Raw genomic sequence first — 26106 nt, forward strand, 5'->3', positions numbered from 1 at the left:
TAAAAATTTCAATATGATGTCGATATGAAAGCGCTGACCATCAACTTACCGGAGTCTCTGGATTCAGAAGAATTTGAAATCAAAATGCTTCTGGCCGGTCAGCTTTACGAGCGCGGCAAGGTGAGTGCAGGACAAGCTGCCGATATTGTCGGTATCAGCAAAAGGGCTTTCATCGAGATCATGGGAAGGTTTGGATTCACCCTGTTCGGCGAATCCGTGGAAGATTTGAAAAGTGATGTAGCCAATGCGTGATGCGCTTGTTATTGCGGATTCCAGTTGCCTGATTTTGTTAGCCAAAATCGAAGAGCTGGGAATCCTTAAAAGCATTTACAAGCAGATTTTTATAACGAAATAAATTGCAGGAGAATTTGGCAACGATCTGCCCGAGTGGGTCGAAGTTAGAGAAGTCGAAAACAAAACCCTGCAATCGCTGTTTGAAGAGATACTGGATCTCGGAGAAGCATGTGCATTAACCCTTGCATTTGAGACGCGGGACTGCACGGTAATTCTTGACGATCTGAAAGCCCGGAAAACGGCAGCAAAAATGAATATTAGGGTAACCGGTACGATCGGGGTGATTGTGAAAGCCAAAACGGAAAACAAGATCCCATCGGCCAAAGCGGTTTTTGAAAAAATACTGGAAACTGATTTCCGGATCAGCGACCGCATATTAAAAGAGGCTATCCAATTAGCCGGAGAACAACCATGAACGAAACATTAGCATCTTTAAACTCCGCCATCGAGGGCAAAAGTGAGGTTGAATCGCTCGCGATTCTGGCGGATCTTTTTCCCGGGGAAGTCGTTTTTTCAACCAGCCTCGGATATGAGGATCAGGTGATTACCGACCTCATTTTAAAGAATAATATCAATATCGGCATCTTCACGCTCGATACGGGAAGGCTTTTCGCGGAGACTTATATGACTTTGCAAAAGACCAACAACCGCTACGACACGAAAATAAAGGTATACTACCCGCAAACTGACGCGGTGGAGAACCTGGTGAGCACGAAAGGACCGCTGAGCTTCTACGAATCGATCGAAAACAGGAAGGAATGCTGCTTCATCCGCAAGGTCGAGCCGCTGAACCGCGCATTGAAAGGTGCGAAAGTCTGGGTGACGGGTATCCGGGCAGAACAGTCGGGGAACCGTCATGATATGCCGAGGCTGGAATGGGACGAGGCACACCAGCTTTTCAAGTTCCACCCTATCCTGGACTGGACATTTGAAGAAGTAAAACAATATGTAAAATCAAACGGCATTCCCTATAACCCATTGCACGACAAGGGCTTCGTGAGCATCGGCTGCGCACCTTGCACCCGTGCGATCCAGGAAGGTGAGGATTTCCGCGCCGGCCGCTGGTGGTGGGAAGACGAGTCAAAAAAAGAATGCGGGCTGCATGCGAAGTAGCTTTAAGCAGTAGGCTATAAGCTGTAAGCCTTATACTTGCAGTTAAGCCGCCGACCAGAGCTTACAGCATATAGCTTACAGCCTAAGGCCTTTAACTTTTAAATCAATAACCAATAATATGTCAATTTCAGTGAACGAGGCCTCCGAGATCCAACGGGAGATTAGTGAACGCAGCGCTCCGGATTACCTGGATCAGCTGGAAGCAGAGGCCATTTACATTATGCGTGAAGTAGCCGGCCAGTTTGAGCGCCCTGCCCTGTTGTTTTCAGGAGGTAAGGATTCGATCACATTGGTTCATTTGGCGAAAAAGGCATTCGCACCCGGCAAAATCCCCTTCCCGCTGGTGCACGTCGATACCGGTCACAACTTCATCGAGGCGATCCAGTACCGCGACGAGCTGGCTGAAAAAATCAATGCGAAACTGATCGTTCGCTATGTCGAGGATACTATCAAGGCGAAAGGATTGAAGGAGCAAACCGGCAAGAATGCAAGCCGCAACTGGTTGCAGACTTTCACTTTGCTGGATACCATCGAAGAATTTGAATTTGACGCATGCATTGGGGGCGCACGCCGCGACGAAGAGAAAGCACGCGCAAAAGAGCGAATCTTCTCGTTCCGCGACGAGTTTGGTCAGTGGGACCCTAAACGCCAGCGCCCGGAGCTTTGGAATTTGTTCAACGGCCGTATTCAGAAAGGCGAAAACGTACGCGTGTTCCCGATCTCAAACTGGACCGAGCTCGATGTTTGGGCTTACCTGAAAAGAGAAAATATTGCATTGCCTTCGATCTACTTCGCACACGAGCGCGAGCTGATCCTCCGTGACGGCAAACTACTGAACAATACGCCGGTAATCGAACCCGATCCGGAAGACCAGATCGTAACCCGCCAGGTGCGTTTCCGTACCGTGGGCGACATGACTTGTACCGCGGCAGTAGAATCATCCGCAGCAACCCTGGACGAAGTAATCGCGGAAATCACCATTTCACGCATCAGCGAACGCGGCGAAACCCGGATTGACGACCAGCAGACTGAGGCGGCGATGGAAGACCGGAAGAAAGGCGGATATTTTTAAGGAGTTTAAAGTTCATGAGTTTATGAGTTCAATTAAGACAACTCATAAACTGAACTCATAAACTCTAAACTCATAGACTTAAATTATTACCAGTGGATTTACTAAGATTTATAACAGCAGGCTCTGTAGATGACGGCAAAAGCACATTGATCGGGCGCTTGCTTTACGATACAAAAAACATCCTGGCCGATCAGATGGAGGCTATCGAGCGCGCCAGCAAAACCCGTAATGCCGGTGAAATCGACCTTGCATTACTGACGGACGGCCTTCGTTCCGAACGCGAGCAGGGCATTACCATCGACGTGGCCTACAAATACTTTCAGACGCCCAACCGCAAATTTATCAGCATCGATGCACCGGGGCACATCCAGTATACCCGCAACATGGTGACCGGCGCATCCAATGCGGATTTGGCCATTATCCTGGTTGATGCACGTCATGGCGTGGTGGAACAAACCCGTCGTCACTCGCTGATCGCTTCCATGCTGGGTATCCCCCACGTGATTGTGGCGGTAAACAAAATGGACTTGGTAGGAAATTCCGAGGATGCATTCCTTCAAATTGCCAAAAGTTATAAAGAGCTGGCTGAGAAACTTTCCATTAAGGACCTGACCATCATTCCCGTAAGCGCTTTGAACGGCGATAATATCGTGGAGCGTTCGGAAAGCATGAGCTGGTACACCGGCGAAACATTGCTTTCGGTACTGGAAAATGTGAATGTACTGAAAGACCAAAACGTGGAAGACGGCCGTTTCGCGGTACAATATGTGATCCGTCCTCAGACTGAGGAGCTACACGATTACCGTGGTTATGCTGGTCGTGTGCAAAGCGGTACTTTCAAAAAGGGGGATGCCATTAAGGTATTGCCTTCTGAAAGAGAGTCTAAAATCGCTAAAATCGAATTCGGCGGAAACGAAATAGCGCAAGCCTCTGTTCTTGAATCTGTAACGATATTACTCGAAGACGATATCGATATCAGCCGCGGCGATACGATCGTAACCGTGGACAACTCACCGATCGTGAGCCAGGATATCGAAGCACTGGTGTGTTGGATGGACGATAAGAAGACGTTGAAACCAGGTAACAAATACATTTTGCAACACGGCACGGCACGTTCACGTTGTTCGATCCGTGACATCGAATACCAAATCGACATCAACTCTTATGAAAAACTGGATGAGGTGGAGGCCTTAAAACTGAATGACGTGGCAAGAATCGTCCTTCGAACAGCCCAGCCCATCGCATACGACCCCTATCAGAAGAACCGCGCAAACGGCGCAGCGATCCTGATCGACGAAACGTCCAATGTGACGGTTGGGGCTTGTATGATTGAGTAGCGTTGGCCCTTCGACTGCGCTCAGGGTGACATTTCGTTTGTCAGGCTGAGCGAAGTCGAAGCCGGGCTAGACGGCACTAGCGTCACCGCACTATTGAATAAAAATATACTATCCCGATAGACGATTAGAATATCATCATGAGCGATTTAATCATTTCTGACAGAGTATCCGCCGTTGCAAAGCGCGATATCATTGACCTGCAACAAAAGATCGGTGCATTCAACTCCGGTGAAACGCCGGAGGAGGCGTTCCGCAAATTCCGTCTGACACGCGGTGTGTATGGTCAGCGTCAGCCCGGCGTGCAGATGATCCGCATCAAATTGCCTTACGGCCGCATTACAGCTGATCAGCTGGTCCGTATTGCCGATACTTCCGACAAATATGCAACGGGAAACCTGCACGCGACCACGCGCCAGGACATTCAGCTGCACTTTGTAAAGCTTTCAGACTCGCCGCAATTGTGGGCCGACCTGGAAGATGCGGGCATCACGTTGAAAGAAGCTTGTGGTAATACTATCCGTAACGTTACGGCTTCGTCTGTCGCGGGTATCGATCCGGATGAACCGTTCGACGTAACGCCGATCACCCATTCGATTTTCTCCTACTTCCTCCGCAACCCGATCAATCAGGATATGGGCCGGAAGTTTAAAATCGCCGTTTCTTCTTCTGAAAAGGACAGCGCATTGGCATTCATCCACGATGTGGGCCTGATCGCGAAAATGGGCCAGAACGAAGCCGGTGAAACCGTTCGCGGTTTTAAAGTACTCATAGGCGGCGGCCTTGGAGCGCAGCCATTTTCCGCACAGACTGCATTTGAATTCCTGGAAGAAGAGAAAGTAATTCCATTCATCGAAGCATTGCTTCGCGTGTTCGACCGCTATGGCGAACGCGTACGTCGTCATAAGGCGCGTATGAAGTTCCTGCTCAATGATCTCGGCCTGGAAGGTATGATGGAGAAAGTGGAGGAAGAACGTAAAGCGGTTAAAAACAAGATATTCCAGATTCCGGAAGACCTTTTCGGTACCAACGAGTACGAGGCGATCAACCATGCTCCGCGTCCTTCGTTGTCCGAAGCGGAAATCCTGAAAATCGCTGCCGAAAGCATCGACACCGACAAGCTCGACATTTTCACCAAATGGCTGCGTACCAATACATTTGAACAAAAACAAAAAGGCTGGTATGCCGTGCAGCTGCGTGTTCTGCTGGGTGATATGAGCTCCGACACCGCCCGTAGTCTGGCCGATGTGGTGCGTAAATATGCAGCAGACGATATTCGCGTGACCGTGAACCAGGGCTATATCCTGCGCTTTGTGAAAGGCGAAGACCTCGTAGCTATTTACCACGAACTCGCGAAACTCGGCCTTGCTTCTCCCGGCTTCGACAGCACGATGGACATTACCACCTGTCCCGGAACCGATACTTGTAATCTCGCGATTTCGAGCAGCTATGGTATCACCCGTGTGCTGGAAGACGTCATGCGCGACGAATATCCTGAAATGATCTATAACCAGGATATTAAAATCAAGATCAGCGGCTGTATGAACGGCTGCGGCCAGCACAATGCGGCCAATATCGGTTTCCATGGCAGCTCGATCAAAAACGGCAAATTGGTATTGCCGGCATTGCAGGTATTGCTCGGTGGTGGTTTCTCCGGCGATGGTATCGGCCTGATCGGCGATAAGGTAATCAAAGTTCCTACCAAACGCGGACCGGAAGTGCTGCGTCTGCTTTTGAATGACTATGAAGCAAATGCAATGGATGGAGAATATTTCAACCAATACTATCTCCGCCAGACTAAAAACTACTTCTTCCAATTACTGAAACCGCTTGCAGACCTGACAACGGTACAAGACGACGACTACCGCGACTGGGATCACGACGAACTGTTCAAAACTGAAATCGGAGTCGGCGAATGTGCTTCCGTACTGGTTGACCTCGTGGCGACTACCATCATCGAAGGCCAGGAGAAGTTGAATCTTGCAAAAGAATCTTTCCAATCGGGTGTTTGGGCGGATGCGATTTACCACGCTTACAACGTGTTCATCACCGGCGCGAAAGGTTTGCTGATGTCGAAAGACGTGACTACCAACACGCAATACGGCATTGTCAACGATTTCGAAACACATTTCGGACAGGATTTCAAATATGACGTTCCTGCTGAGTTCGCAGTAGAAAATCAGACTGAAACGCCATTCAAATCACTGGTATTCAGCATCAATAAATTCGAACCAAGCGAAGCATTCGCAGAATATTTCATCAGCACCTCGGAGCGATTCCTGAACTTCGTTCGCGAGACCCGCGAGGCGCAATTAGTCGAAACCGGAGAGCCTGCATTGCAGGAGCTTTCGTTCGGAAAGGATAGTTAAATTGGCTGTCGGCTTTCGGCAATCGGCTGTCGGCTTTTTATTACTGATATTTTCAGAAATTAAAAAAAGCCGACAGCTGAAAGCCGAAAGCCGAAGTACTCTTCACCATGAAACTGACACTGATCGGTGCAGGCCCGGGGGATCCCGACCTGATCACCCTTAAAGGAATCAAGGCCCTGCAAAAAGCGCGGGTTGTGTTATATGATTCCCTTGCCCACCCCTCATTGCTGGATTACTGCCCGGAAGATTGCATCAAGATCCTCGTCGGCAAGCGCTTCGGCAAAACAAGCTGCGGCCAGGACGAGATCAACGACTTAATCGTTGAAAAGGCGCGTCAATATGGCGAAGTAGTGCGGCTGAAAGGCGGCGACTCCTTCATATTCGGCCGCGGGTATGAGGAAATCCTCTTTGCGGCTGAGCACGGTATTGAATCCGAAGTAATCCCTGGCATATCGAGTAGCTATGCGGCACCTGCATTAGCGGGCATTCCGCTTACTTCACGCGGCATGAGCGAGAGCTTTTGGGTCATTACCGGTACAACCAAAAATCACGCGCTTTCAAACGATGTACGGCTCGCTGCGCAGTCGACTGCTACGGTGGTCATTTTAATGGGTCTTCACAAATTGCAGGAGATCGTCTCCATTTACTCCGAACTGGGCAAATTCGACGAACCCGTTTCTATTATCCAAAACGGCACGCTGGAAAACCAGAAGGTAGTTACGGGCAAAATCGGTAATATCGTGCCGCTTGCGCAGGTTGCCGAAATGGCTTCTCCGGCGATCATCGTGATCGGGAAAGTAGCGGCATTACCGGATCTTTCTTATGGAAAAGTGCGGGAAATGATGCAGAATTCTCAATCGGTAGCCGATTAAAGCAGGCCCAGCAGCCAGTCGAGATTGAAGCTGTTTTCGTGCCCTCTGAATTCGACGAAATAGATAATCCCTGCCAGAATTACATAGCTGATAAACAGCCATTTCTTCTTCACTTCATACTGGTCGCGGTGGTGGAAATAGTCGTACACCATCGACGCGCTGAAACCGAAAATCATCAGTACAAAACAGAGCATACCGCAATCCTGGCGGTAATGCCTATACACATGCAGCGCGGGCGCGCCGAGCACAAGATACATCAGCCACATGCCGAAACCGGCACGGTACAGGTAGACGCTCAGTCTGCGATCATTCTTGATATCAAATAATCCTTCCAGCATAGCATTAGTTCTACTGTTTGAAACAGTGAATATAAACAAAACGAAAGTCTGATCCTAGGTTCAGCGAACAGTTGTTGCCCCGCAACCACCTAATTTACAATGCTTCTAAGCGTCCGACCGCTGCCGTTCAGCGGGTTATTTCAGGTAAAATACAATCAAAGTATTAACTTTGCAGCCTAATTACCGTTTTAGTACAAGATGTTCCTTCCATGAAAGCGTTCCCGACCCATTTGTTTCTGATGCTGCTCAATGCAGTTTCGAAGCTGTCCTGGGGAGCGCTCTACAAGCTTTCCGACATCGTTCGTTTCCTGATCTTCGACATTGGCCAGTACCGTAAAAAAGTGGTGTTGCAAAATATGCGCAACAGCTTTCCTGAGTTCAGTGAAACGAAAATTCACGAAATAGCTGCCAAATTTTACCGCAATTTCACAGACATTATCTTCGAAACCATTAAAATGAAGTCGGTTTCAAAGGAAGATCTGTTACAGCGCTTCGATCTGGAAACGCCTTTGCTGATGCATTATTTTGAAAAAAAGCAAAACGCTGTGGTGGTAGCAGGGCATTTGGGCAACTGGGAAATGCTCAATCTGTTCGCGTCGGCCAAATTGCCGCATCAAATTGTGGTCGTGTATCATGAGTTGCAGAACGATATTTTTGAAGACTGGTTCAAAAACGTGCGTACGCGCTTCGGTACTGAGATGGTGACAATGAAGGAGGCCATTTCCAAAGCATTTGAGCCGCGCGACAGGCCGTTTTTGTTTGTATTGATCAACGACCAGTCGGCCGTGCCGGAAAAGGCATTCTGGACCAGATTCCTGAACCAGGACACGGGTGTGTACCGCGGCGTGGAATTGATCGCCCGCCGGTTAAATGCACCGGTGCTTTATATGGGTATTCTCAAAAACGAGCTGCGCCGCGGTTTTTACAAAGCATATTTCCGCCCGATCACCGAAACGCCCAAGCAAGAACCTACCAACAGCATTTTGCAAAAGCAGATCGGCTTTCTGGAAGAAGATATCCGTCGCCAGCCCGACAACTGGCTCTGGACGCACAAACGCTGGAAGCACCCCCGCCCGGCGCATTTAAACCCGCTGCAACTTTTACAGGAGATCCCAAGTGAATAGACCGGTCAAATTCCTCATTCTGCGCTTTTCCTCTATCGGCGACATCGTACTCACGACGCCCGTAGTGCGCTGCCTGAAAAAGCAGATGCCGGAGGCCGAAATCCACTATTTTACTAAAAGCAAGTTCGAATTCCTGCTGCGTGACAACCCCTATATCGACAAAGTGTGGCTTCTTGAAAAAGGTAATGCAAAAGAATTACTGGCATTGCTGAAAAAAGAAAAGTTCGACTACATCATCGATCTCCACCGCAACGTCCGCACGCTTCGCATTAAATGGACACTCGGCGTACCTGCATTCAGTTTCGAGAAGCTGAATGTGCAAAAGTGGCTTATGACGCAGTTTAAGGTCAATTACCTGCCGTCAGTACACATTGTGGACCGGTGTTTGGATACCTTAAAAACATTTAACATCCAAAACGACGGCGAAGGACTCGATTATTTCATTCCCTATAAAGACCAGGTAGAACTCGAATGGCTGCCGGAAACGCACCGCAAGAGCTATGTCGCGTACGCGATCGGTGGCCAGCATTTCACGAAGAAAATGCCTGCGCCAAGAATGATCGAGCTTTGCAGCAAAATCAACCATCCCGTCATTCTGCTAGGCGGACCAGAGGACTTTGAAGCGGGCGAAGCGATCCGCATTGCACTAGGCGACGCGCAGATTTTCAATGCCTGCGGCGAGTACAATTTCAACCAGTCGGCTTCCTTAATCCAAAAGGCATTGATCGTCTTCACGCACGACACCGGACTGATGCACGTGGCAGCCGCATTCCGCAAGAAAGTGTATTCGATTTGGAGCAATACCATTCCCGAATTCGGGATGTATCCTTACCGCACGGCATTTGAGAAACTGGAAGTGAAAGGTCTCGGTTGCCGTCCCTGCTCGAAGATCGGTTATAGCAAATGTCCGAAAGGCCATTTCAAATGCATGAACGATATTTCGTTCGATTTCCCGATTCCCGAACTCCCGCAGCATAAATAGTGTTGCATTTCCGTCCGTTATTCATCCACACAAACATCCAAAATGGCAAAAAAAGTAAACATTGGTCTGGTGCAAATGAGCTGCACTTCGGACGTTGATGCTAACTTTCAGAAGGCTACCGAAAAAATCCGTGAAGCTGCGCAAAAAGGCGCGAATATTATCTGTTTGCAAGAGCTCTTCAAATCGCTCTATTTCTGCGACGTCGAAGACCATGGCAATTTCAGCCTGGCCGAAGCAATCCCCGGCCCGTCTACCGAATCGCTGGGGGCATTGGCGAAGGAATTGGGCGTGGTGATCATCGCCTCACTGTTCGAGAAACGCGCGCACGGTTTGTACCACAACACCACAGCCGTACTCGATGCCGACGGTGCTTACCTGGGCAAATACCGCAAAATGCATATTCCCGACGATCCGGGTTATTACGAGAAATTTTATTTCACACCGGGCGACGCCTCGCCGGGCGACGCTCCGGTAACCGAGCAGGATACCGACGGCTACCGGATATTCAATACCCAATTTGCCAAAATAGGTGTGCTCATTTGCTGGGACCAGTGGTACCCCGAAGCGGCCCGCATTACCAGCCTCATGGGCGCAGAGATTCTTTTCTACCCTACTGCTATCGGCTGGGATGTGAACGAAAAGGATCCGATTATCAATGAAGAACAATACGGAGCCTGGCAAACGGTACAGCGGGGGCATGCCGTCGCGAATGGTGTATATGTTGTATCCGTAAACCGCGTGGGCCGCGAAGCCGACCAGCAGTTCTGGGGCGGCTCGTTCATCGCTAACCCCCAGGGAAGGCTGCTCTACCTCGCGCCGCACGATGGTGAGGTGACGCACGTAGAAGAGCTAGACCTCGAAAAGCTCGATTTTTACCGTACAACCTGGCCCTTCCTCCGCGACCGTCGCGTGGACTCCTACCGTCCTATTTTGAAGCGGTTTATTGACCAGTCGTAATTCAAAAATATAATTATTTTAATATACACGAAAAGAGCGCCTTCTAACCCGGGGTGCTCTTTTTTGTTGCTTCACACGCTTGCAAATGCGCACGCGCGAAAAACACCTAGTAACCCAATGTTGCAATTTTACAAGAATTAAATTCTGCTAAACGTCTATATTTTAGACAATTACGGACACAAAATTGGCACATTAATCTACAAAACCGATAGGAAGCGCTAAAAATCAGATTAGTAAAATTTATTATCAAATTATTACAATAATAGTCTGTAATAATTTTAAATGACCAATTTTTATTGCAAAAAACTTCAATTTTTAAATCTAATCTCTTGCATTATTTGACATTGTCAGTATATTTGAAAAGTCATTAAACGAATGACAGAACTTCTAAACCGAAGATATATTCCGGCCGCACATGAATATATCTGACCGTGTTGAGAGGGGCTTGCTGAAAGCCGGACGTACCGGAACACGGTCACCGGGCGAGTTACGCTCCAACACAATATAATTTTTTTAATAAAGGATTTTTAACACCGTGGACAAACACAACTTGTCGACGTCAGGCTCTTCTATGGCCTTTCTGAAACTGTTCAACCTGTTTGTCCTCGATTAAAGAGGGTATTGCTTTCCGGAAAAGCAGTGTTGCAAGCTTATGGCTGTGTTGTTCTGTCCACGCGAAAGTGTGTGCGGCGCACGGAAGTGTGGACGCCACACAGCCATAACTTTTTTCTCCTCCTACTACTACACCTAACAATTTTAACCCCTGATTCCCATGCGTAAAGTTCTACTCTTATTTATATGGGTTTGTCTGTGTTCCCCGGTAGCTTTCGCACAAGTGCGCCAGCTCACCGGAAAGGTAACAGCGGCCGAAGATGGTCTCGGACTTGCAGGCGCGTCAATCATTTACAAAGGCACCAATGTGGGTACAAATGCCGATGCTGACGGTAATTTCAGTTTTTCAGTTCCGGGTGACGGCGTGCTCGTCATCTCATATGTAGGTTTCCTGATCAAAGAAATGCCGATCGGCAACCAAACCAAATTTGACATCAAGCTGGACGCCGATACGCGACAGCTGGCCGAGGTGGTAGTAACCGCATTCGGTATCGAGCGTGAAAAAAAGGCGTTGGGATATACAGTACAAGAAGTGAAAGGCAGCGCGTTAACTGAGTCCCGTTCAACAAACGTGGCGAATGCGCTTTCAGGTAAAATCGCAGGCGTTCGCGTGCAATCGAACGGCGGGCCGGGTAGCGGCTCTACGATCCAGATTCGTGGCTCTTCGTCCGTCTCAGGTAATAACCAACCCCTGATCGTCATCGACGGCGTGCCGATGGAGCAAACTGCTAGCAAAACCTGGGGCGGTGGTATTTCGGAGATCAACCCTGACAATATCAAGGAAATGTCCGTGCTCAAAGGACCCAATGCGGCTGCATTGTACGGTTCTCGTGCTGCCAACGGCGTTATCCTCATTACGACCAAAAACGGCCAGGGCACTAAAGGGCTTGGGGTAGACATTAACTCCAACATCAGCTTCGAACGCCCGTGGATCAAACCGAATTTCCAGAACACTTATGGAGGTGGTAATGGCTACCGCACCTGGTATACCGACGGTTGGAGCGGCAACATCACCGATCCGGCAGAAATTGCGCAATACCGCGCCGTTTACGACGCAAGATATCCGCTCGTGGGATCAGAAGGGACAGACGAAAGCTGGGGAGCTCCGATGGACGGGCGCCTGGTGAGACAGTGGTGGACTGGTGACGATGTTGCACCACTGACTCCTCAGCCCAACAACTGGGACGAGTACTGGAATACCGGTCGCACGGTGACGAACAGCATCGCGCTGAACGGCGGTAACGACAAAGGTTACTTCCGCCTCGGCCTGAGCCGCGTGGACCAGACGGGCATTATGTACTACAACGATTTCCACCGGAACAATTTCCGCATTAACTCGGGCTATAACCTGACCAAAAACCTGAGCATTACATTGTCGGGTGAGTACATCAAATCGGGTTCGGACAACAAGAGCTACGGCAGCGGACAGGAATTTATATGGTCGCACCGCCACGTGTCCTGGGAGCAGCTGCGGGATTATGAGAGCTATATCGGCGTGCACAACCAGCGCGGCAACGACACCGACCCGCCGAACTGGCAGCATACATTTTTTACTAATCCGTATTTCATGCAAAAGAAGCTTCCGCAAAGCAATGAGAAGGACCGCTTGCTGGGCAACATTGCATTGAACTACAAGATATTGCCTTCGCTGAGCCTGATGATTCGCAGCGGCACCGATTACTGGACCGACACGCGCATTAACGTATCCAACTTCCTGCGTGTACGTAATGGCGTACGCACGCCGGGACGCTACTCAGAGGAAGTACTCCGCAGCCAGGAAACCAACTCGGATTTCATGCTGACTTACAACAAGAATATCAATGCGGACTTCGGATTGAACGTGCAGTTCGGCGGCATTAAGCGTACCAATTATTACAAAAGGAACTATTTCTATGTAGGCGAGCTCGTGGTGGACGGCCTTTACAATGCAGGCAACTCGGTACCGAGCCAGAATACGATCGAATCGGAAATCCGCAAGTCGGAAACGCAGAGCTTGTTCGGAACGGCTAACCTTTCGTGGAAGGACGCATTGTTCCTCGACCTGACTGCCCGTAACGACTGGTCGAGCACCCTGCCTGCCAATGCCCGTTCGTATTTCTATCCTTCGGCTTCATTGAGTGCCGTACTAACGGAGTTGTTCGATGTAAAAAGCAATGTGTTCACGTTCGGGAAGGTACGGGCAAGCTATGCCCAGGTGGGTAATGATGCCACGCCTTATCAACTGGCGCAAACCTACCTCGCGAGCGGCTCATGGAATGGTGCAGTGCCAAAATTCTCAGAAAACACGCAGATCGCCAACAGCGGCCTGAAACCTGAGATCACCACCGGCCTTGAATTGGGTGCAGACTTGCGGTTTTTGAAAGGCAAAATCGGTTTGGACGTGACTTACTATAACCAGACTACGAAAGACCAGATTCTGGGCGTGGAAATTTCCAAAACGAGCGGCTATAACACCCGCATTCTGAACGCCGGTAAGATCACCAACAAAGGGGTGGAAATTTCAATCTCAGGAACGCCGGTAAAACTTCCGGGCGGATTCAGCTGGGACGTTTCGCTCAACTGGGCTCGCAACCGCAACAAAGTGGTGGAACTGGCCGAAGGTTTGACGACCTACACACTCGCAACACAGCGCGGTATGTCGTCGGAAGCACGCGTAGGCCAGCCTTACGGGACATTCTATGGTGTAGGTTTCCAGAAATACAATGGACAAATCATTTATGGCGCGAATGGTTTACCATTGACTGCGGCGGGACAAAAACTGGGCAACATCCAGCCCGACTGGATCGGCGGTATGCTGAACACGTTCAACTACAAAGGCTGGTCGCTGAGCGCCTTGGTAGACGTTCGCATGGGCGGCGACATTTATGACGAAGGCACAGGAACAGCCCGCTGGACAGGCCAGTATGCCGAAACCGCATTGGGCCGCGAAGAAGGTGTGATCGGCCAGGGTGTACGTGAGGTGACCGCTGCGGATGGTTCGAAATCCTACGTTCCAAACGACATTATCGTCACAGCCAATCAGCTCTACGGCTATTCCAACCCTCGTAACTACCACGAGTCGGCGATCTTCGATGCGAGCTATGTAAAACTACGCGAAGTATCGCTCGGCTACTCTTTCAGCCCTGCATTGTTGAAAAAGGTTAAAATCCAGTCGGCCAAGATCTCGCTTGTAGGCCGGAACGTATGGATGATCTTCAAAAATACCCCGCATATCGATCCGGAGATCGATGCCAAAGGGGGTAACCAGCAAGGATTCGGTTATGGCGAGCTTCCTAGCTCCCGCAGCATTGGCGCAAACCTCTCGCTGTCATTCTGATTCCCTCCAAACTATTTGAAGACCTAAAAGCATTACGAGATGAAAAGCATATTGACCCATAAAAACATCTGGATGACCGCCCTGGCAGGCGCTATGAGCATCACCAGCTGCACCAAGGATTTCGACAGCATGAACGTAAGCCCTAACAGCCCTACGGCTATCGGGCCACAATACCTGCTCCCTACCGGCATCGAAACATCTGTAGACCGCTACTGGGGCCACCGCGACCGCTTCGAGCGCATCAATATCGATGCGGCCGAATTGTACGTCCAGCATCTGACCCGTAATATTTACAGCAACGAGGGCGACGACTACACCGTTTCGCCCGCATTGCTGGCCAATAACTGGAAAGGGTTCTTCAACGACGGCCTGCTCAACTTCCAGCGGATCATTAACCAAACCAACGCCGAATCGGCCTCGCCTAACGCTAATTATGAGGGAGTTGCGCTGGTGATGCGCACCTGGGTATTCTCTCTCCTTACCGACATGTACGGATCGATTCCGTACACCGACGCCATCAAAGGCACTGCCAGCGAGGCGGTTTACACGCCGAAATACGATTCGATGGAAACCATTTACGCAGGCTTGCTGAATGACCTGAAAATGGCTAATGAAAAGCTGTCGGTAAGCGGCCCGGCTATCGCAGGCGATATTTTGTATGCAGGGGATATTTTGAAATGGAAAAAATTCGCCAACTCGCTCCGTCTGCGTCTGGCTAACCGTCAGGCTGCCAAGAAACCGGCGGAGTCGAAAGCGATTTTCGCGGAAATCCTCGGCGACGCAGCGAAATTCCCGATTTTCACCAGCAATGCAGATAATGCGGCATTAAAATGCACTGCTGTTCTCCCGAGCAACAATGAATGGAACCAGATCCTGATCCAGGGGGGACGTACCGACTGGAACATCAGCAAAACTCTGGCCGACAAGATGAATGCCCTGGGCGACACCCGCATTACGGTATATGCTAATCCAAACAAGGACGGGCTTTACCAGGGACATGCCAACGGTCTGCCCGACGCGATCGCCACCGGCTACCTTGCCACCAGCTCGACCATCGGAAAAGCATTCACCGACGCAGCTGCTCCCGAGGTAATCATGACCTACGCGGACCTGAACTTCATCCTCGCGGAAGCAGCCCTGGATGGCGACATTACGGGCGATGCGAAGAAGTATTTCGAGGAAGGCATTACCGCATCTTTCAGTCAATACGGCTTGACGCCTCCTGCGGGTTACATGACCAAGGCCGGACCGGTGAGCAAGGAAAAAGTGCTCGAACAAAAATGGATCTCCCTCTTCGGGCAAGGCGTCGAAGCATGGATCGAATGGCGCAGAACGGGCTTCCCGGTATTTCCCGCGCCGGACCCGCGGGCGGTGCTGAACAACGGCGGGATACTCCCTACCCGCTTCAACTATCCGGCATCCGAATATTCGCTCAATGCAACGTCGGTAGGTGACGGCGTGAAGCTTAACGGTGGTGCCGACGACATGAAAACCAAACTGTGGTGGGCTGAAAAATAACGGTTTATTCCCAATTCCAAGACTTTGAAAATAATGAAAAATATCAAATCGCTTTTCCCTTCCGCGCTGGTTCTGCTGGCAGTCACCTTTGGCTTTGTATCGTGCAAAGAAGAGGATCCCTTCCTCGACCGCGATGTAGCTCCGGTGCTCGTTGACATCGTGGGAGCTCCATTCGGCGCACCCACTGCCAGCGAACCGACCGTAACTTACTCTGCTACCGCCGAAAAGCTGACGCTCTCCGCAAGACTGCTGGAACTCGACAAGACCAACATTCTTGACCATACCAAAGGCATTGACTCGATTCCCGTGCCAAACCTGGCGATCAAAATCACCCTTCGCACCGGCGCAGTGCTGGGTGAGGTCACTTCCGACGCTCAGGGTTTGGTTAAACTCGAAAAAACCTGGGCCGACCTGGGTGTGACAGCACCAAAAGCCGGCAGTATTACCAAGATATCCTGGTCGGGCAGCCACAAGGGGATCGCATTTACAAGATTTTCACAAATACAGGCTAACTAATTGAAAAACAAGGAACATACGATTCGCAGTTAACCTCCTGATTTTGTAACTTGAATTAAGATTTTTACTCCTAATATTTATCGTCACGTACTTAAACATTTGAACAATGAACCAAAAAATTGACCGTCGGAACCTGTTAAAATCCGGTTTAATGGCATTGGGCGGCATCGCCGTAGCACCACATCTTACTGCCGGCGCATTCGAAAACACACCATTGTCACTGGATCCTGAAAACCGCATTTACCGCAGCCCTATGGTGAGAGAACACTTCTTGCCAAATGATTTCAAGGCGCCAAAGATCGTTGCCAAACTAAGTGCGAACGAAAACCCTTACGGACCACCAATGTCGGCCCAGAAAGCGGTAGCAGAATCCGTGAAAAACGGTAACCGTTACGCATGGAAAGAAATGTACGACCTGGTGGATAAAATCGCCAAGAAAGAGGGCGTTACTTCCGATTATATTATGATGGGCCCCGGCTCTTCCGACCTGCTCGAAAAGGTAGCCCTGGTGACTTTCATGAAAGGCGGCAATATCGTTTCGGCCGACCCTTGCTATATGTCACTCGTGAGCGTAGCGAAATCAGTAGGCGCTACCTGGAAACCCGTCCCATGTACAGCCGACTGGTCACACGACCTGAAAGCCATGGAAGCGGCGATCGACAAGGATACCAAACTCGTTTACATTTGCAATCCGAACAACCCGACCGGCGCTATCACCAAAGGCCAGGACCTGCTCGACTTCTGCTCGCGCGTGTCCGAAAAAGTACCGGTGTTCGTGGATGAAGCTTATATCGAGCTCGCGGTAGGTGCCGATACCCAAAGCATGGTTTCGCTGCTGGCTCAGAAGAAAAACGTGATCATCGCACGTACCTTCTCCAAAATCATGGGTATGGCGGGTATCCGCGTGGGTTACATTGCTGCACAGCCGGAGTTCCTCGAAAGCATCAACAAGATTACCCGCGGCGGAATGGGCATTTCCTACACGTCGATCTTCGCGGCATCTGCCAGCCTCGACGACAAGGATTTCCAGGGCAATACCCGTAAACTGAACCACGAGGCCAAAACATATCTCTACGAAAACCTCGACAAGATGGGTTACAAATACATCCCGTCGTATACCAATTTCGTGCTCTTCCCGATCTCGATCCCAGGCAAAGAGCTGCTCACCAAGATGACCGCCAAAGGCATCGCCGTCCGTTCCTTCGACGTCATGAACAAACCATGGTGCCGCGTAAGCATCGGTACGATGGACGAGATGAAAGCGTTTGTGGGGGCATTGGGGGCGCTGAGCTAACATCTTGCATTTATCCTTCGACTTCGCTCAGGATGACATTTTGCAATTCGCTCAGGATGACATTTTTGCAATTTGTCAGTCTGAGCGCAGTCGAAGGCAGTCCCTACCAGATTTTCACTCCCGTTACCATACCTTATTACAACGTCCCGCGAAGGCAATACCCTCTTTAATCTTCGATACTCCTATTACTTAAATATTCCTGACCATGAGTGACGCATTGCAAAAAACCATCACGCTATTGTTACTAATTGCCTTGGGACTGTTGCTCAAAAGCAAGTTCAAGAACAAAGATCAAACTAACGGCATCAAGGAGATCATCCTCTCCGTGGCGCTGCCCTCAACGATATTTATCTCATTAATGAAGATCGACATCGACTCGTCGATGTTCGTGATTCCGCTCGTCACACTGGTTTTTAACTTCCTGATGTTCTTTTCCGCGCCGCTCGCATTTGCTTTGTTTGGAATAGAAAAGAATAGCCCTACCGGCCGTACGCTGATGATGCTCATTCCTTCACTGGCGCCGGGCTTGTCGTGCTTCCCGTTCATTGCCGAGTTTCTGGGAGAAAAAAGCCTTGCGATCGCCGCATTGGCCGATGTGGGCAACAAGTTTTTCGTGCTCATCTCGCTATACATTCTCGCGATGAATATGTTTTTGAAAAACAGCGAAGATAAGGAGATGAAAATGGGCGGCAAGCTGAAAAGCCTCTTCGCAAGCATGTTCCAGGAACCCATCAACCTGCTGATCTTCATTGCCATCATCCTGTTGAGCCTCGGAATCAATTATAACTCGCTACCGCCGCTGGTAGTGGATATTTTTGATAAAACCAGCGCGATGATGACACCGCTCGTATTGCTTTTTATCGGTCTGGCCGTGCAACTAAAAGAGGGTAAGAAGCGTATCGTTGCAAGTATATTGTCCTTCCGCGCGGGCATTACGATGCTCATCAGCGCGGGAATGATCTACGTCCTGAACATTACCGACCAGAATATGGTATTACTGTCGATTGTAATCCCATTGAGTGCCGCCAGTTTCTGGCCGCTCGCCCACATTTCCGCGTTCAACCTGCGGGAGGACGCGAAAGGCATGGCCAAAGAGAAAAGAACATTTGATCTGGAACTGGCTGTGTTGTTACTTGCATTTTCTTTACCATTCTCAACGATATTAATTTTATCCATTTTGTCTTCCGGTTCATTCTTTGCACATACGTCCACGCTCATTACTTCCGGGCTGATCCTGATCTGCCTGGGTGCCGTACCGAATGTGCTTAGCAAGGTATTTGTCAAAATGTCGAAGGCATCTTCCTAATTTAAACACCGCATGAAATTTCTGACCACCAGTATTTTTTCACTCCTGTCACTCACCATCTTTGCCCAAACCGAAATAGCCGCCGTCAGCAGCATCCAGTCGCAGGCGACGATCCGGATTTCGAAAAGTACCAAGCGGTGCAAGTATTTCTCGGCGAATGCGCCGGTGACCATGGCGGATGGCAGCATCAAATCCATCGCGGAGGTACGCGTGGGCGAGCATGTGAAGACGTGTAAAGACGGCAAAACGACGATCACGCAGGTGAAGCAGATCGACGTTTTCAACCAGCCTACTTCGCCTTTGACCGCGGTGTACCTGCGGCCCGCGGAAGAAAATACGTCCGGATCGCCGATCGTACCCGCATTGCTGCTGGAAGCCACGCCACACCACTACGTGCAGACCAACCATGGAAGAAAACGGATGAAAAGGCTCTCGAAAAAGGATATTCTCTATCATTACGAGCCTTCCACCGGCATTGTGTCATCATGGAAAGTGGGCGCGGTACAGGAAAATGCGCGGCGCGTGAGCAAAGCATACAACCTGAAAACAGTGGAAGGAACTTACCTGGTCGACAATGTGATGGTCGCCAACAACTGATCTTATTATTTACTCGACAATCCGGTAAGGCCCCGTTCGCGGGGCTTTATTTTTTGGTCTGCTTCAAAACCTTTTACGACCTTTGCACTTCATTTTTGAGCAGAACCAATACATTTAAGATACTTTGGCAGCAAATACCGCTTCATCGACACCCCGCGAACTGGGTTTCACTTTTCCGGCCGAATGGGCCCCGCACCGCGCTACCTGGCTTACTTTCCCCCATAACGGGGCCTCCTGGCAGGGCGACAAGCTGGCCAAAATGCGGCCGCAATACCTGGCATTCATCAAAGCGATCAGCAAGGGAGAGAACGTCGGCATTATCGCCCACGACGAAGCATTGAAGCAGTTCATCATCAGCGAACTCACGAAAACGGGGGTCGATCTCACCAAAATCGAATTTATAGTAAAACCCACCAATGATGCCTGGTGCCGCGATCATGGCCCCTCTTTTGTCGTAAATCCTGAAACGGGCGAGAAAATGATCGTCGACTGGGGCCACAATGCCTGGGGCGGCAAATATCCGCCTTACGACGACGATAACCGCACTCCGCGCGCCGTGGCCGAATACCTGAACCTCCCGGTTGTAAATCCGGGGATCATTATGGAAGGCGGCTCGGTGGAATTCAATGGCGCCGGCAGCTTGCTGACCAGCAAATCATGCCTGCTGAACCCAAACCGCAACCCGCATTTGAACCAGGGGCAAATCGAACAGATATTATGTGATTACTACGGCATCGAGCAGGTTCTTTGGGTAGAAGACGGCATTGTAGGTGACGATACTGACGGCCACATCGACGATACCACGCGCTTTGTGAATGAAGACACCATTGTTGCCTGCGTAGAAACCGATCGCAACGACGAGAATTTCGCGGTGTTGAATACCAACTTACAAATGCTGAAAGAAATGCGACTGCTGAACGGGAAGCAGCCGAATATCATCGAACTGCCTATGCCGAAAGCCGTCATTATCGACGATTTCCGAACGCCCGGCTCCTACGCCAATTTCCTGATCTGCAATGCGGGTGTGATTGTACCGGTATTCAATAACCCGCACGACCAGATTGCGATTGATATTCTGGAAAAAGCATTCAATGGAAAGAAAATTATCCCGCTTTTAGCTACGGAGATCATCTGGGGACAAGGCAGTTTCCATTGCCTGAGCCAGCAGGAACCTCTGGTTTGATGTGCAATGCCGGAAAGTAGTCAAAATTACTTTCCGGCATATTCACTATTCCGGACTGGTTACGCCCTCCCGGTCATTGCTTGATGAATGGAATCGCATCACTTGCGAAACCAGTGTCAATTTTGTAGAAATCGCTGGTTACGAAAAGCTTGCCCTGATACAGTGTACCTTCAACATCTATCGGGTAACTTTTATCCTTTTGCAAAGAGAATTTCAGCAAATGCGTGCTGACTATTTTAACATCTGCCACAGAATCTTGCGAAACTAACTTCGTTCCCTGGCGCCATGGCGTATCAATACGAGTCATACGCACTTTAACTGTATTTACCGACTTTTTCTCTACGACCCATTCATAATTTCTTTCATCGCCCAGATTCGTAACGTATTGCAGGCGATAGGTTCCGACAAGGAATCGGGTCATGTCTTCGGGTGCGGGTTCCGTCTTACTGCAAGCCATCACGATGAGCAGCATTGGCAATATAAAAATTCCCTTCATAGCCGATTTACATTTATAGGTGTGAAAACATAGCTTATACTATTGTTTGTCAAATTCGTACCATGCTACATGGGTAGCGTCATCTCCCTGCAAAGCCGAACTCGTCATTGTCAGTTTCTTTGGAGCTGCCAGCAAAGTGACCTGTACTAACCGGCGGTTTTTATCGGTGTATGAAAAATGAAGCCTTTTTTCATCTTTAACCTCGATTTCCGTCGCCGTGTCGCGACTGGAAATCTCTAACCCATCCCCTCTCACAACGACTTTCTGCATATCGAAGTCCAGTACATTGGCCGAGCGCCGCGTAACTACCCAGGTATATTTGGAAACAAAGCCCAGTGGCGAAGCAATAGCATATTTATAAGTACCCGTAAAATTTCCTGTGGCATCTCCACGCACGGGATCGTGCTGGGAGCATCGGGTAAAAAACAACACAGTCAGGACGAGGATAACGTTTTTCATAGCAATAGGTCAGTTAAGGATGTAACTGATACTAATACGTAAGTCACTCAGAATAAATTATTCAGCCTCCGCCAAATTTTCCCAGTCGGTGCGTTCGTGCAGGAATACATTGTAATCCACGAAACCCCGGATGCCGTCTACCCAACCTTTTTCGCTGTGCTGCCAGAATAACACATGGGCATCGGCAGCAAGGTCGTTCAGGTGCGTGCGCGAGTAGCCTGCAAGCCAGAGCGGATAATCGTCGAAGTTTCCGGCGATGTATTTTTTGTAATAATGCTCATTGACGTAAATGATGGGCTTCACGCCATAATGCGCCTCGATAAGCGTAAGCCAGTTGCGTACGCCTTTAATGATAATATCGTCCGGCTTGCCGCCATTCACTTCCAGGTCCAGCACGGGCGGCAAATCCCCCGCTTCCATTCTCACCTGACCAATGAAATTATCGACTTGGCGATCGGACATGACCCGCGGGTTGTAAAAATGATATGCGCCGCGCTTCATCCCTACCCTTTTCGCTTCGGCCCAGTTTCGTTTAAACTGCCGGTCGAGGTGCGTGGCGCCCTCGGTCGCTTTGATGTACACGAAATCGATGCTGACATTTTCGGAACGGGCGTTCTTGAGCTTGTCCCAGTTGATTTTCGCATTATGGTGGGAAACGTCGATCCCATGGACCGCGTAACGCAGCGGCAGCTTAATCCCGAATTTACTGATGAACTCCCACTGGTTTTCGTCCGTCCGGTCGTTCCACCAGACCAGCCCGCCAATCACCACCACAATGGCCCCGATAATAGCCCAACCCTTCGCCGGGAGCGGTTTCAGGTATTTTACTTTATTGAACGAGGTGCGGGTCTTCTTCTTTGCCATACTGTGCAAAATTAAGAAAGATCGCTATTCCCGGCATATCGCCATTCATTTTCCATAATTACCACTCGTGTACTATGTAATGCATAGTACCTGACATAGCCCATATATTTGAATCAACAAAACGGAATTATTAGCCATCACTTAAAAGAACATAGCCATGAAACCTTCAATTAAATCCATCGCATTGACAATGGTAATCGCTGCCACCTTCGCATTCAATGCCTTCGCCGAAGATAAAGAAAGCAAAAAAGCAGCAACGTTCGGAACCGGTATTTTCGCTTCCAACAGCGGTAAGATCCACGTCAACGTCGACAAGTACACCGACAGCAGGGCAGTGGTATTGATCACCAACAAAAGCGGACAGATCATGTACCGCGAAACGATAGACCGCGACACCGATAAGTTCAGAAAGACCTTTAATGTGAATGAATTGCCAGCCGGCACTTACAGCATCGAGGTTTCCGCCAACGGTCAGAAAACCGAAAAGAGCTTCGAAGTGTCCGAGATCCGCACCGAACGCCAGGTTTCCATCAAGTAACCAGCCCTATCTGCAAACAAAATGGCCAGTTCCGACACCGGGCTGGCCATTTTGCATTTGTATTTCAATCGCGGGATCAGATCACCACGTTCACGATGCGCTTTGGCACGACGACTACCTTCTTCGCCGGCTTGCCCTCCATCCATTTTTGAACGGTTGCGTCCGCCAAAACTTCCTTCTCGATTTCAGCAGAAGGCGTATCCAGCGGGAAAGTCAGCGAAGCGCGAACTTTTCCATTGATCTGCACGGGATATTCGAATACCGATTCCTTCACATATTTCGCTTCAAATACGGGAAATGCGGCTTTGGAAACACCACCTGCTTCGTTACCCAATGCTGCCCACAATTCTTCTGAGATATGCGGCGCATAAGGCGAAAGCAGAATTACCAGTTGTTCCAAAACTTCCTTGCTCTGGCACTTCTGGCTGCCCAGTTCATTCACACACACCATGAATGCACTCACAGCCGTGTTGAATGAGAAGTTTTCGATATCCTCCCCGATCTTTTTAATCGTTTTATGTAAAATCTTCAACTCCTCAGGCTTCGCTGGAACGTCTTTCACCTGCCACTGGCCGGTTTCGGTGTAAAACAAGCGCCACAGCTTACGGATGAAGCGGTAAGTTCCGTCGATGCCGTTGGTATTCCACGGTTTCGCCTGATCCAATGGTCCCAGGAACATTTCGTACAAACGCAGGGTATCCGCCCCGTAACGCTCCACGATGTCGTCCGGGTTCACGACGTTGAATTTCGACTTCGACATTTTTTCCACTTCCACGCCGCAAATGTATTTGCCGTCTTCGAGGATGAATTCCGCATTTTCGCCCGCGATGTCCGGGCGCGTAACTTTAAATTTCTCCACATCCAGCACGTCGTTTTCGACGATATTCACATCCACATGCAATGCGGAAACCTCATATTGTGATTTCAAACCTGCACTCACGAATACCGGCCTGCTGTAATCTTCACCCTTAACCCGGTACACAAAATTGCTGCGTCCCTGGATCATCCCCTGGTTGATCAGCTTCTTGAACGGCTCTTCTTCCTGCACAAAGCCGCGGTCTTTCATGAATTTGTTCCAGAAACGGCTGTACAGCAAGTGGCCGGTCGCGTGCTCGGTTCCACCGATGTACAAATCCACATCTTTCCAATAGCTGATCGCTTCTTTCGATGCAAATTCGTTTTCGTTTTTCGGGTCCATGTAGCGGTACCAGTACCAGCTGCTGCCCGCCCAACCCGGCATAGTGCTCAGCTCGTAGCCATTGCCCGAGCCGTGTTCCCAGCCTTGCGCGCGGCCCAGCGGCGGCTCACCATTTTCCGTCGGCAGGTATTTGTCCACCTCCGGCAGGTTCAACGGCAGCTCGCTCAGGTCTAGCAAATAGGGTACCGGCTGGCCTTCGCTGTCATTTTTGTAATATACAGGAACCGGCTCGCCCCAGTAACGCTGGCGGCTGAACACGGCATCCCGGAGACGATAGTTGATCTTGCCTTTACCTAATCCTTTTTCTTCCAGCCAGCTGATCAGCTTGTCGGTCGCTTCCTTATAGCTCAACCCATTGATAATACCTGAATTGATGTATTTCCCTTCCTTCGTCGCGTCGGCCTGTATTTCGATGTCCTTTTGTGCATCGAGGATGGGGATAATGGGTAAATTGAAATGCTTCGCGAAGTTCCAGTCGCGCTGATCGCCGGATGGCACGGCCATTACCGCGCCGGTTCCGTAGCCTGCCAATACATAGTCGGCAATGTAAACCGGCACTTTCTCTCCATTCAACGGATTGAGCACATACGCACCCGTGAATGCGCCCGAAACAGTTTTCACGTCCGACATCCGGTCGCGCTCCGACTTCTTCTGCGTCATGACAATGTACGCGTCGATTTCCGCACGCTGCTCCGGTGTCGTGATCACATCCACCAACTCATGCTCCGGCGCGATTACCATGAAGGTAACGCCGTAAATCGTATCGACACGGGTCGTAAATACCTCAATATTAGCATCAACATCGTCCACTGCAAACTTCACCAACGCGCCGACCGACCGTCCGATCCAGTTGCGCTGCTGCTCTTTCAGTGACTCCGTCCAATCCACCGTATCCAACCCGTCGATCAAACGTTGTGCATATGCGGTGATCCGCATCATCCACTGGCGCATCAGTTTCTGGATCACGGGGAAGCCGCCGCGTTCCGAAACACCGTCTTTTACTTCGTCGTTCGACAATACCGATCCCAACCCCGGGCACCAGTTTACAGTGGCATCGGCGACATAGGTCAGGCGGTATTTCAATGTCATCTTATATTGTGCTTCTTCCGACCATGCATTCCACTCCTCGGCAGTGAATGCGGGGGTATCTTCGTCGCAAGGCGCGTTTACTTTGGCATTACCTTCCTGCGCAAACTTCGCGGTCAGTGTTTCGATAGGCTCAGCCTTGTCGGTATCGTTGTTGTACCAGCTATTGAACAGTTCGGAGAAAATCCACTGCGTCCATTTGTAATAGCCCGGATCGGAAGTCCGCACTTCGCGGTTCCAGTCATAGCTCAATCCCAGGTTCTTCAGCTGTTCGATGTAACGGGTAATGTTCTGCTCCGTCGTAATCGCCGGGTGCTGGCCGGTTTGGATCGCATATTGTTCGGCCGGTAAACCGAAGCTATCGAACCCCATCGGGTGCAGCACATTGAAGCCTTTCAGCCTTTTGTAGCGGGAATAGATGTCCGAGGCAATATACCCCAGCGGATGACCCACATGCAAGCCCGCTCCCGAAGGATAGGGAAACATGTCCAACACATAATACTTAGGCAGCTCCGACGTGTTCGACACGCTGAACGTACCGTTTTGCTGCCAGTAGTCCTGCCATTTTTTTTCTATTTCCCGATGACTGTACTCACTCATATCCTGTTAGTTGTTATGCTTTTCCCGGGTTCTCGGTGTGTATACCCGCCCAAAATGCTGATTATCAG

The 26106-nt window shown here is 49.9% G+C and carries 22 protein-coding genes and 1 pseudogene; 18 read left to right on the forward strand and 5 right to left on the reverse strand.

Annotated features, from left to right (window positions below; translation table 11 throughout):
* Window positions 1-24 precede the first annotated feature (24 nt).
* From AC2YIT_RS01855 to cobA, 7 genes and pseudogenes are all read left to right on the forward strand, one after another.
* On the forward strand, window positions 25-252 hold the full coding sequence (locus AC2YIT_RS01855) for a UPF0175 family protein (RefSeq protein ID WP_430843010.1): 228 nt from the start codon (window positions 25-27) through the stop codon (window positions 250-252).
* Window positions 245-709, forward strand: a pseudogene (locus AC2YIT_RS01860) (PIN domain-containing protein). Before AC2YIT_RS01855 ends, AC2YIT_RS01860 begins: the two are co-directional and overlap by 8 nt.
* On the forward strand, window positions 706-1407 hold the full coding sequence (locus AC2YIT_RS01865) for a phosphoadenylyl-sulfate reductase (RefSeq protein ID WP_487278061.1): 702 nt from the start codon (window positions 706-708) through the stop codon (window positions 1405-1407). Before AC2YIT_RS01860 ends, AC2YIT_RS01865 begins: the two are co-directional and overlap by 4 nt.
* Window positions 1408-1525: 118 nt before the next feature.
* Window positions 1526-2479: a sulfate adenylyltransferase subunit CysD gene (cysD, locus tag AC2YIT_RS01870; protein ID WP_430843004.1), complete on the forward strand. Its 954-nt coding sequence runs from the start codon at window positions 1526-1528 to the stop codon at window positions 2477-2479.
* Window positions 2480-2571: 92 nt separating this feature from the next.
* Complete coding sequence (locus AC2YIT_RS01875; RefSeq protein ID WP_430843002.1) at window positions 2572-3816, forward strand: sulfate adenylyltransferase subunit 1; 1245 nt, start codon at window positions 2572-2574, stop codon at window positions 3814-3816.
* A gap of 137 nt (window positions 3817-3953) precedes the next feature.
* A complete protein-coding gene (locus tag AC2YIT_RS01880) occupies window positions 3954-6182 on the forward strand; it encodes a nitrite reductase (RefSeq protein WP_487278062.1) in 2229 nt (742 codons plus the stop codon).
* A 107-nt stretch (window positions 6183-6289) separates the two neighbouring features.
* Entirely contained in the window at window positions 6290-7054 is a 765-nt protein-coding gene (cobA, locus tag AC2YIT_RS01885) for a uroporphyrinogen-III C-methyltransferase (RefSeq protein WP_487278063.1), read from the forward strand.
* On the opposite strand, the gene AC2YIT_RS01890 is transcribed toward cobA, so the two are convergent.
* Window positions 7051-7392 carry a hypothetical protein gene (locus tag AC2YIT_RS01890; RefSeq protein ID WP_430842996.1) on the reverse strand — a complete coding sequence of 114 codons (342 nt, stop codon included), beginning with the start codon at window positions 7390-7392 and terminating at the stop codon, window positions 7051-7053. The genes cobA and AC2YIT_RS01890 overlap by 4 nt on opposite strands.
* A gap of 209 nt (window positions 7393-7601) precedes the next feature.
* Here AC2YIT_RS01890 and AC2YIT_RS01895 point away from each other — a divergent pair, with 209 nt between their 5' ends.
* The 10 genes from AC2YIT_RS01895 (at window position 7602) to AC2YIT_RS01940 (ending at window position 20797) form a co-directional block, all read left to right on the forward strand.
* Window positions 7602-8516 (forward strand): lysophospholipid acyltransferase family protein, encoded by a 915-nt coding sequence (locus tag AC2YIT_RS01895; protein WP_430842994.1) that lies wholly within the window; start codon window positions 7602-7604, stop codon window positions 8514-8516.
* Entirely contained in the window at window positions 8509-9498 is a 990-nt protein-coding gene (locus AC2YIT_RS01900; protein ID WP_487278064.1) for a glycosyltransferase family 9 protein, read from the forward strand. The genes AC2YIT_RS01895 and AC2YIT_RS01900 overlap by 8 nt, the downstream gene beginning before the upstream one ends.
* A gap of 42 nt (window positions 9499-9540) precedes the next feature.
* Window positions 9541-10455 carry a carbon-nitrogen hydrolase gene (locus tag AC2YIT_RS01905; RefSeq protein WP_430842990.1) on the forward strand — a complete coding sequence of 305 codons (915 nt, stop codon included), beginning with the start codon at window positions 9541-9543 and terminating at the stop codon, window positions 10453-10455.
* Between the two features lie 772 nt (window positions 10456-11227).
* Window positions 11228-14383, forward strand: a complete 3156-nt coding sequence (locus AC2YIT_RS01910) for a SusC/RagA family TonB-linked outer membrane protein (protein ID WP_487278065.1) — start codon at window positions 11228-11230, stop codon at window positions 14381-14383.
* 39 nt (window positions 14384-14422) lie between these two features.
* Complete coding sequence (locus AC2YIT_RS01915) at window positions 14423-15901, forward strand: SusD/RagB family nutrient-binding outer membrane lipoprotein (protein ID WP_487278066.1); 1479 nt, start codon at window positions 14423-14425, stop codon at window positions 15899-15901.
* Window positions 15902-15934: 33 nt separating this feature from the next.
* Window positions 15935-16417 (forward strand): hypothetical protein, encoded by a 483-nt coding sequence (locus tag AC2YIT_RS01920; RefSeq protein WP_487278067.1) that lies wholly within the window; start codon window positions 15935-15937, stop codon window positions 16415-16417.
* A gap of 106 nt (window positions 16418-16523) precedes the next feature.
* Window positions 16524-17711, forward strand: a complete 1188-nt coding sequence (locus tag AC2YIT_RS01925) for a pyridoxal phosphate-dependent aminotransferase (protein ID WP_430842982.1) — start codon at window positions 16524-16526, stop codon at window positions 17709-17711.
* 205 nt (window positions 17712-17916) lie between these two features.
* Window positions 17917-19017 (forward strand): AEC family transporter, encoded by a 1101-nt coding sequence (locus AC2YIT_RS01930; RefSeq protein WP_487278068.1) that lies wholly within the window; start codon window positions 17917-17919, stop codon window positions 19015-19017.
* 12 nt (window positions 19018-19029) lie between these two features.
* Window positions 19030-19614 carry a Hint domain-containing protein gene (locus tag AC2YIT_RS01935; protein ID WP_487278069.1) on the forward strand — a complete coding sequence of 195 codons (585 nt, stop codon included), beginning with the start codon at window positions 19030-19032 and terminating at the stop codon, window positions 19612-19614.
* 124 nt (window positions 19615-19738) lie between these two features.
* Window positions 19739-20797 carry an agmatine deiminase family protein gene (locus AC2YIT_RS01940; protein ID WP_487278070.1) on the forward strand — a complete coding sequence of 353 codons (1059 nt, stop codon included), beginning with the start codon at window positions 19739-19741 and terminating at the stop codon, window positions 20795-20797.
* A gap of 73 nt (window positions 20798-20870) precedes the next feature.
* On the opposite strand, the gene AC2YIT_RS01945 is transcribed toward AC2YIT_RS01940, so the two are convergent.
* Genes AC2YIT_RS01945 through AC2YIT_RS01955 form a run of 3 tightly spaced genes read right to left on the reverse strand, consistent with a single transcriptional unit; the run spans window position 20871 to window position 22616 of the window.
* Window positions 20871-21293: a hypothetical protein gene (locus tag AC2YIT_RS01945; RefSeq protein WP_487278071.1), complete on the reverse strand. Its 423-nt coding sequence runs from the start codon at window positions 21291-21293 to the stop codon at window positions 20871-20873.
* 39 nt (window positions 21294-21332) lie between these two features.
* On the reverse strand, window positions 21333-21752 hold the full coding sequence (locus AC2YIT_RS01950; RefSeq protein WP_487278072.1) for a hypothetical protein: 420 nt from the start codon (window positions 21750-21752) through the stop codon (window positions 21333-21335).
* Window positions 21753-21809: 57 nt separating this feature from the next.
* Window positions 21810-22616, reverse strand: coding sequence for a glycoside hydrolase family 25 protein (locus AC2YIT_RS01955; RefSeq protein WP_487278073.1), 807 nt, complete (start codon window positions 22614-22616; stop codon window positions 21810-21812).
* Between the two features lie 157 nt (window positions 22617-22773).
* Here AC2YIT_RS01955 and AC2YIT_RS01960 point away from each other — a divergent pair, with 157 nt between their 5' ends.
* Window positions 22774-23154 carry a carboxypeptidase-like regulatory domain-containing protein gene (locus tag AC2YIT_RS01960; protein ID WP_430842968.1) on the forward strand — a complete coding sequence of 127 codons (381 nt, stop codon included), beginning with the start codon at window positions 22774-22776 and terminating at the stop codon, window positions 23152-23154.
* Window positions 23155-23230: 76 nt separating this feature from the next.
* Here AC2YIT_RS01960 and leuS read toward each other — a convergent pair whose 3' ends face one another.
* A complete protein-coding gene (gene leuS / locus AC2YIT_RS01965; RefSeq protein WP_487278074.1) occupies window positions 23231-26038 on the reverse strand; it encodes a leucine--tRNA ligase in 2808 nt (935 codons plus the stop codon).
* Window positions 26039-26106: the final 68 nt, after the last annotated feature.

The sequence above is a fragment of the Dyadobacter sp. SRI_021 genome (genome assembly GCF_057586235.1).

Excerpts from the sequence above, each read along its gene's own strand:
- AC2YIT_RS01890 (WP_430842996.1), bottom strand. The coding sequence starts at position 7,392 with ATGCTGGAAGGATTATTTGATATCAAGAATGATCGCAGACTGAGCGTC.
- cysD (WP_430843004.1), top strand. The coding sequence starts at position 1,526 with ATGTCAATTTCAGTGAACGAGGCCTCCGAGATCCAACGGGAGATTAGT.
- AC2YIT_RS01910 (WP_487278065.1), top strand. The coding sequence starts at position 11,228 with ATGCGTAAAGTTCTACTCTTATTTATATGGGTTTGTCTGTGTTCCCCG.
- AC2YIT_RS01880 (WP_487278062.1), top strand. The coding sequence starts at position 3,954 with ATGAGCGATTTAATCATTTCTGACAGAGTATCCGCCGTTGCAAAGCGC.
- AC2YIT_RS01945 (WP_487278071.1), bottom strand. The coding sequence starts at position 21,293 with ATGAAGGGAATTTTTATATTGCCAATGCTGCTCATCGTGATGGCTTGC.
- AC2YIT_RS01925 (WP_430842982.1), top strand. The coding sequence starts at position 16,524 with ATGAACCAAAAAATTGACCGTCGGAACCTGTTAAAATCCGGTTTAATG.
- cobA (WP_487278063.1), top strand. The coding sequence starts at position 6,290 with ATGAAACTGACACTGATCGGTGCAGGCCCGGGGGATCCCGACCTGATC.
- AC2YIT_RS01955 (WP_487278073.1), bottom strand. The coding sequence starts at position 22,616 with ATGGCAAAGAAGAAGACCCGCACCTCGTTCAATAAAGTAAAATACCTG.
- AC2YIT_RS01920 (WP_487278067.1), top strand. The coding sequence starts at position 15,935 with ATGAAAAATATCAAATCGCTTTTCCCTTCCGCGCTGGTTCTGCTGGCA.
- AC2YIT_RS01905 (WP_430842990.1), top strand. The coding sequence starts at position 9,541 with ATGGCAAAAAAAGTAAACATTGGTCTGGTGCAAATGAGCTGCACTTCG.
- AC2YIT_RS01895 (WP_430842994.1), top strand. The coding sequence starts at position 7,602 with ATGAAAGCGTTCCCGACCCATTTGTTTCTGATGCTGCTCAATGCAGTT.
- leuS (WP_487278074.1), bottom strand. The coding sequence starts at position 26,038 with ATGAGTGAGTACAGTCATCGGGAAATAGAAAAAAAATGGCAGGACTAC.
- AC2YIT_RS01865 (WP_487278061.1), top strand. The coding sequence starts at position 706 with ATGAACGAAACATTAGCATCTTTAAACTCCGCCATCGAGGGCAAAAGT.
- AC2YIT_RS01915 (WP_487278066.1), top strand. The coding sequence starts at position 14,423 with ATGAAAAGCATATTGACCCATAAAAACATCTGGATGACCGCCCTGGCA.
- AC2YIT_RS01950 (WP_487278072.1), bottom strand. The coding sequence starts at position 21,752 with ATGAAAAACGTTATCCTCGTCCTGACTGTGTTGTTTTTTACCCGATGC.
- AC2YIT_RS01935 (WP_487278069.1), top strand. The coding sequence starts at position 19,030 with ATGAAATTTCTGACCACCAGTATTTTTTCACTCCTGTCACTCACCATC.
- AC2YIT_RS01930 (WP_487278068.1), top strand. The coding sequence starts at position 17,917 with ATGAGTGACGCATTGCAAAAAACCATCACGCTATTGTTACTAATTGCC.
- AC2YIT_RS01960 (WP_430842968.1), top strand. The coding sequence starts at position 22,774 with ATGAAACCTTCAATTAAATCCATCGCATTGACAATGGTAATCGCTGCC.
- AC2YIT_RS01855 (WP_430843010.1), top strand. The coding sequence starts at position 25 with ATGAAAGCGCTGACCATCAACTTACCGGAGTCTCTGGATTCAGAAGAA.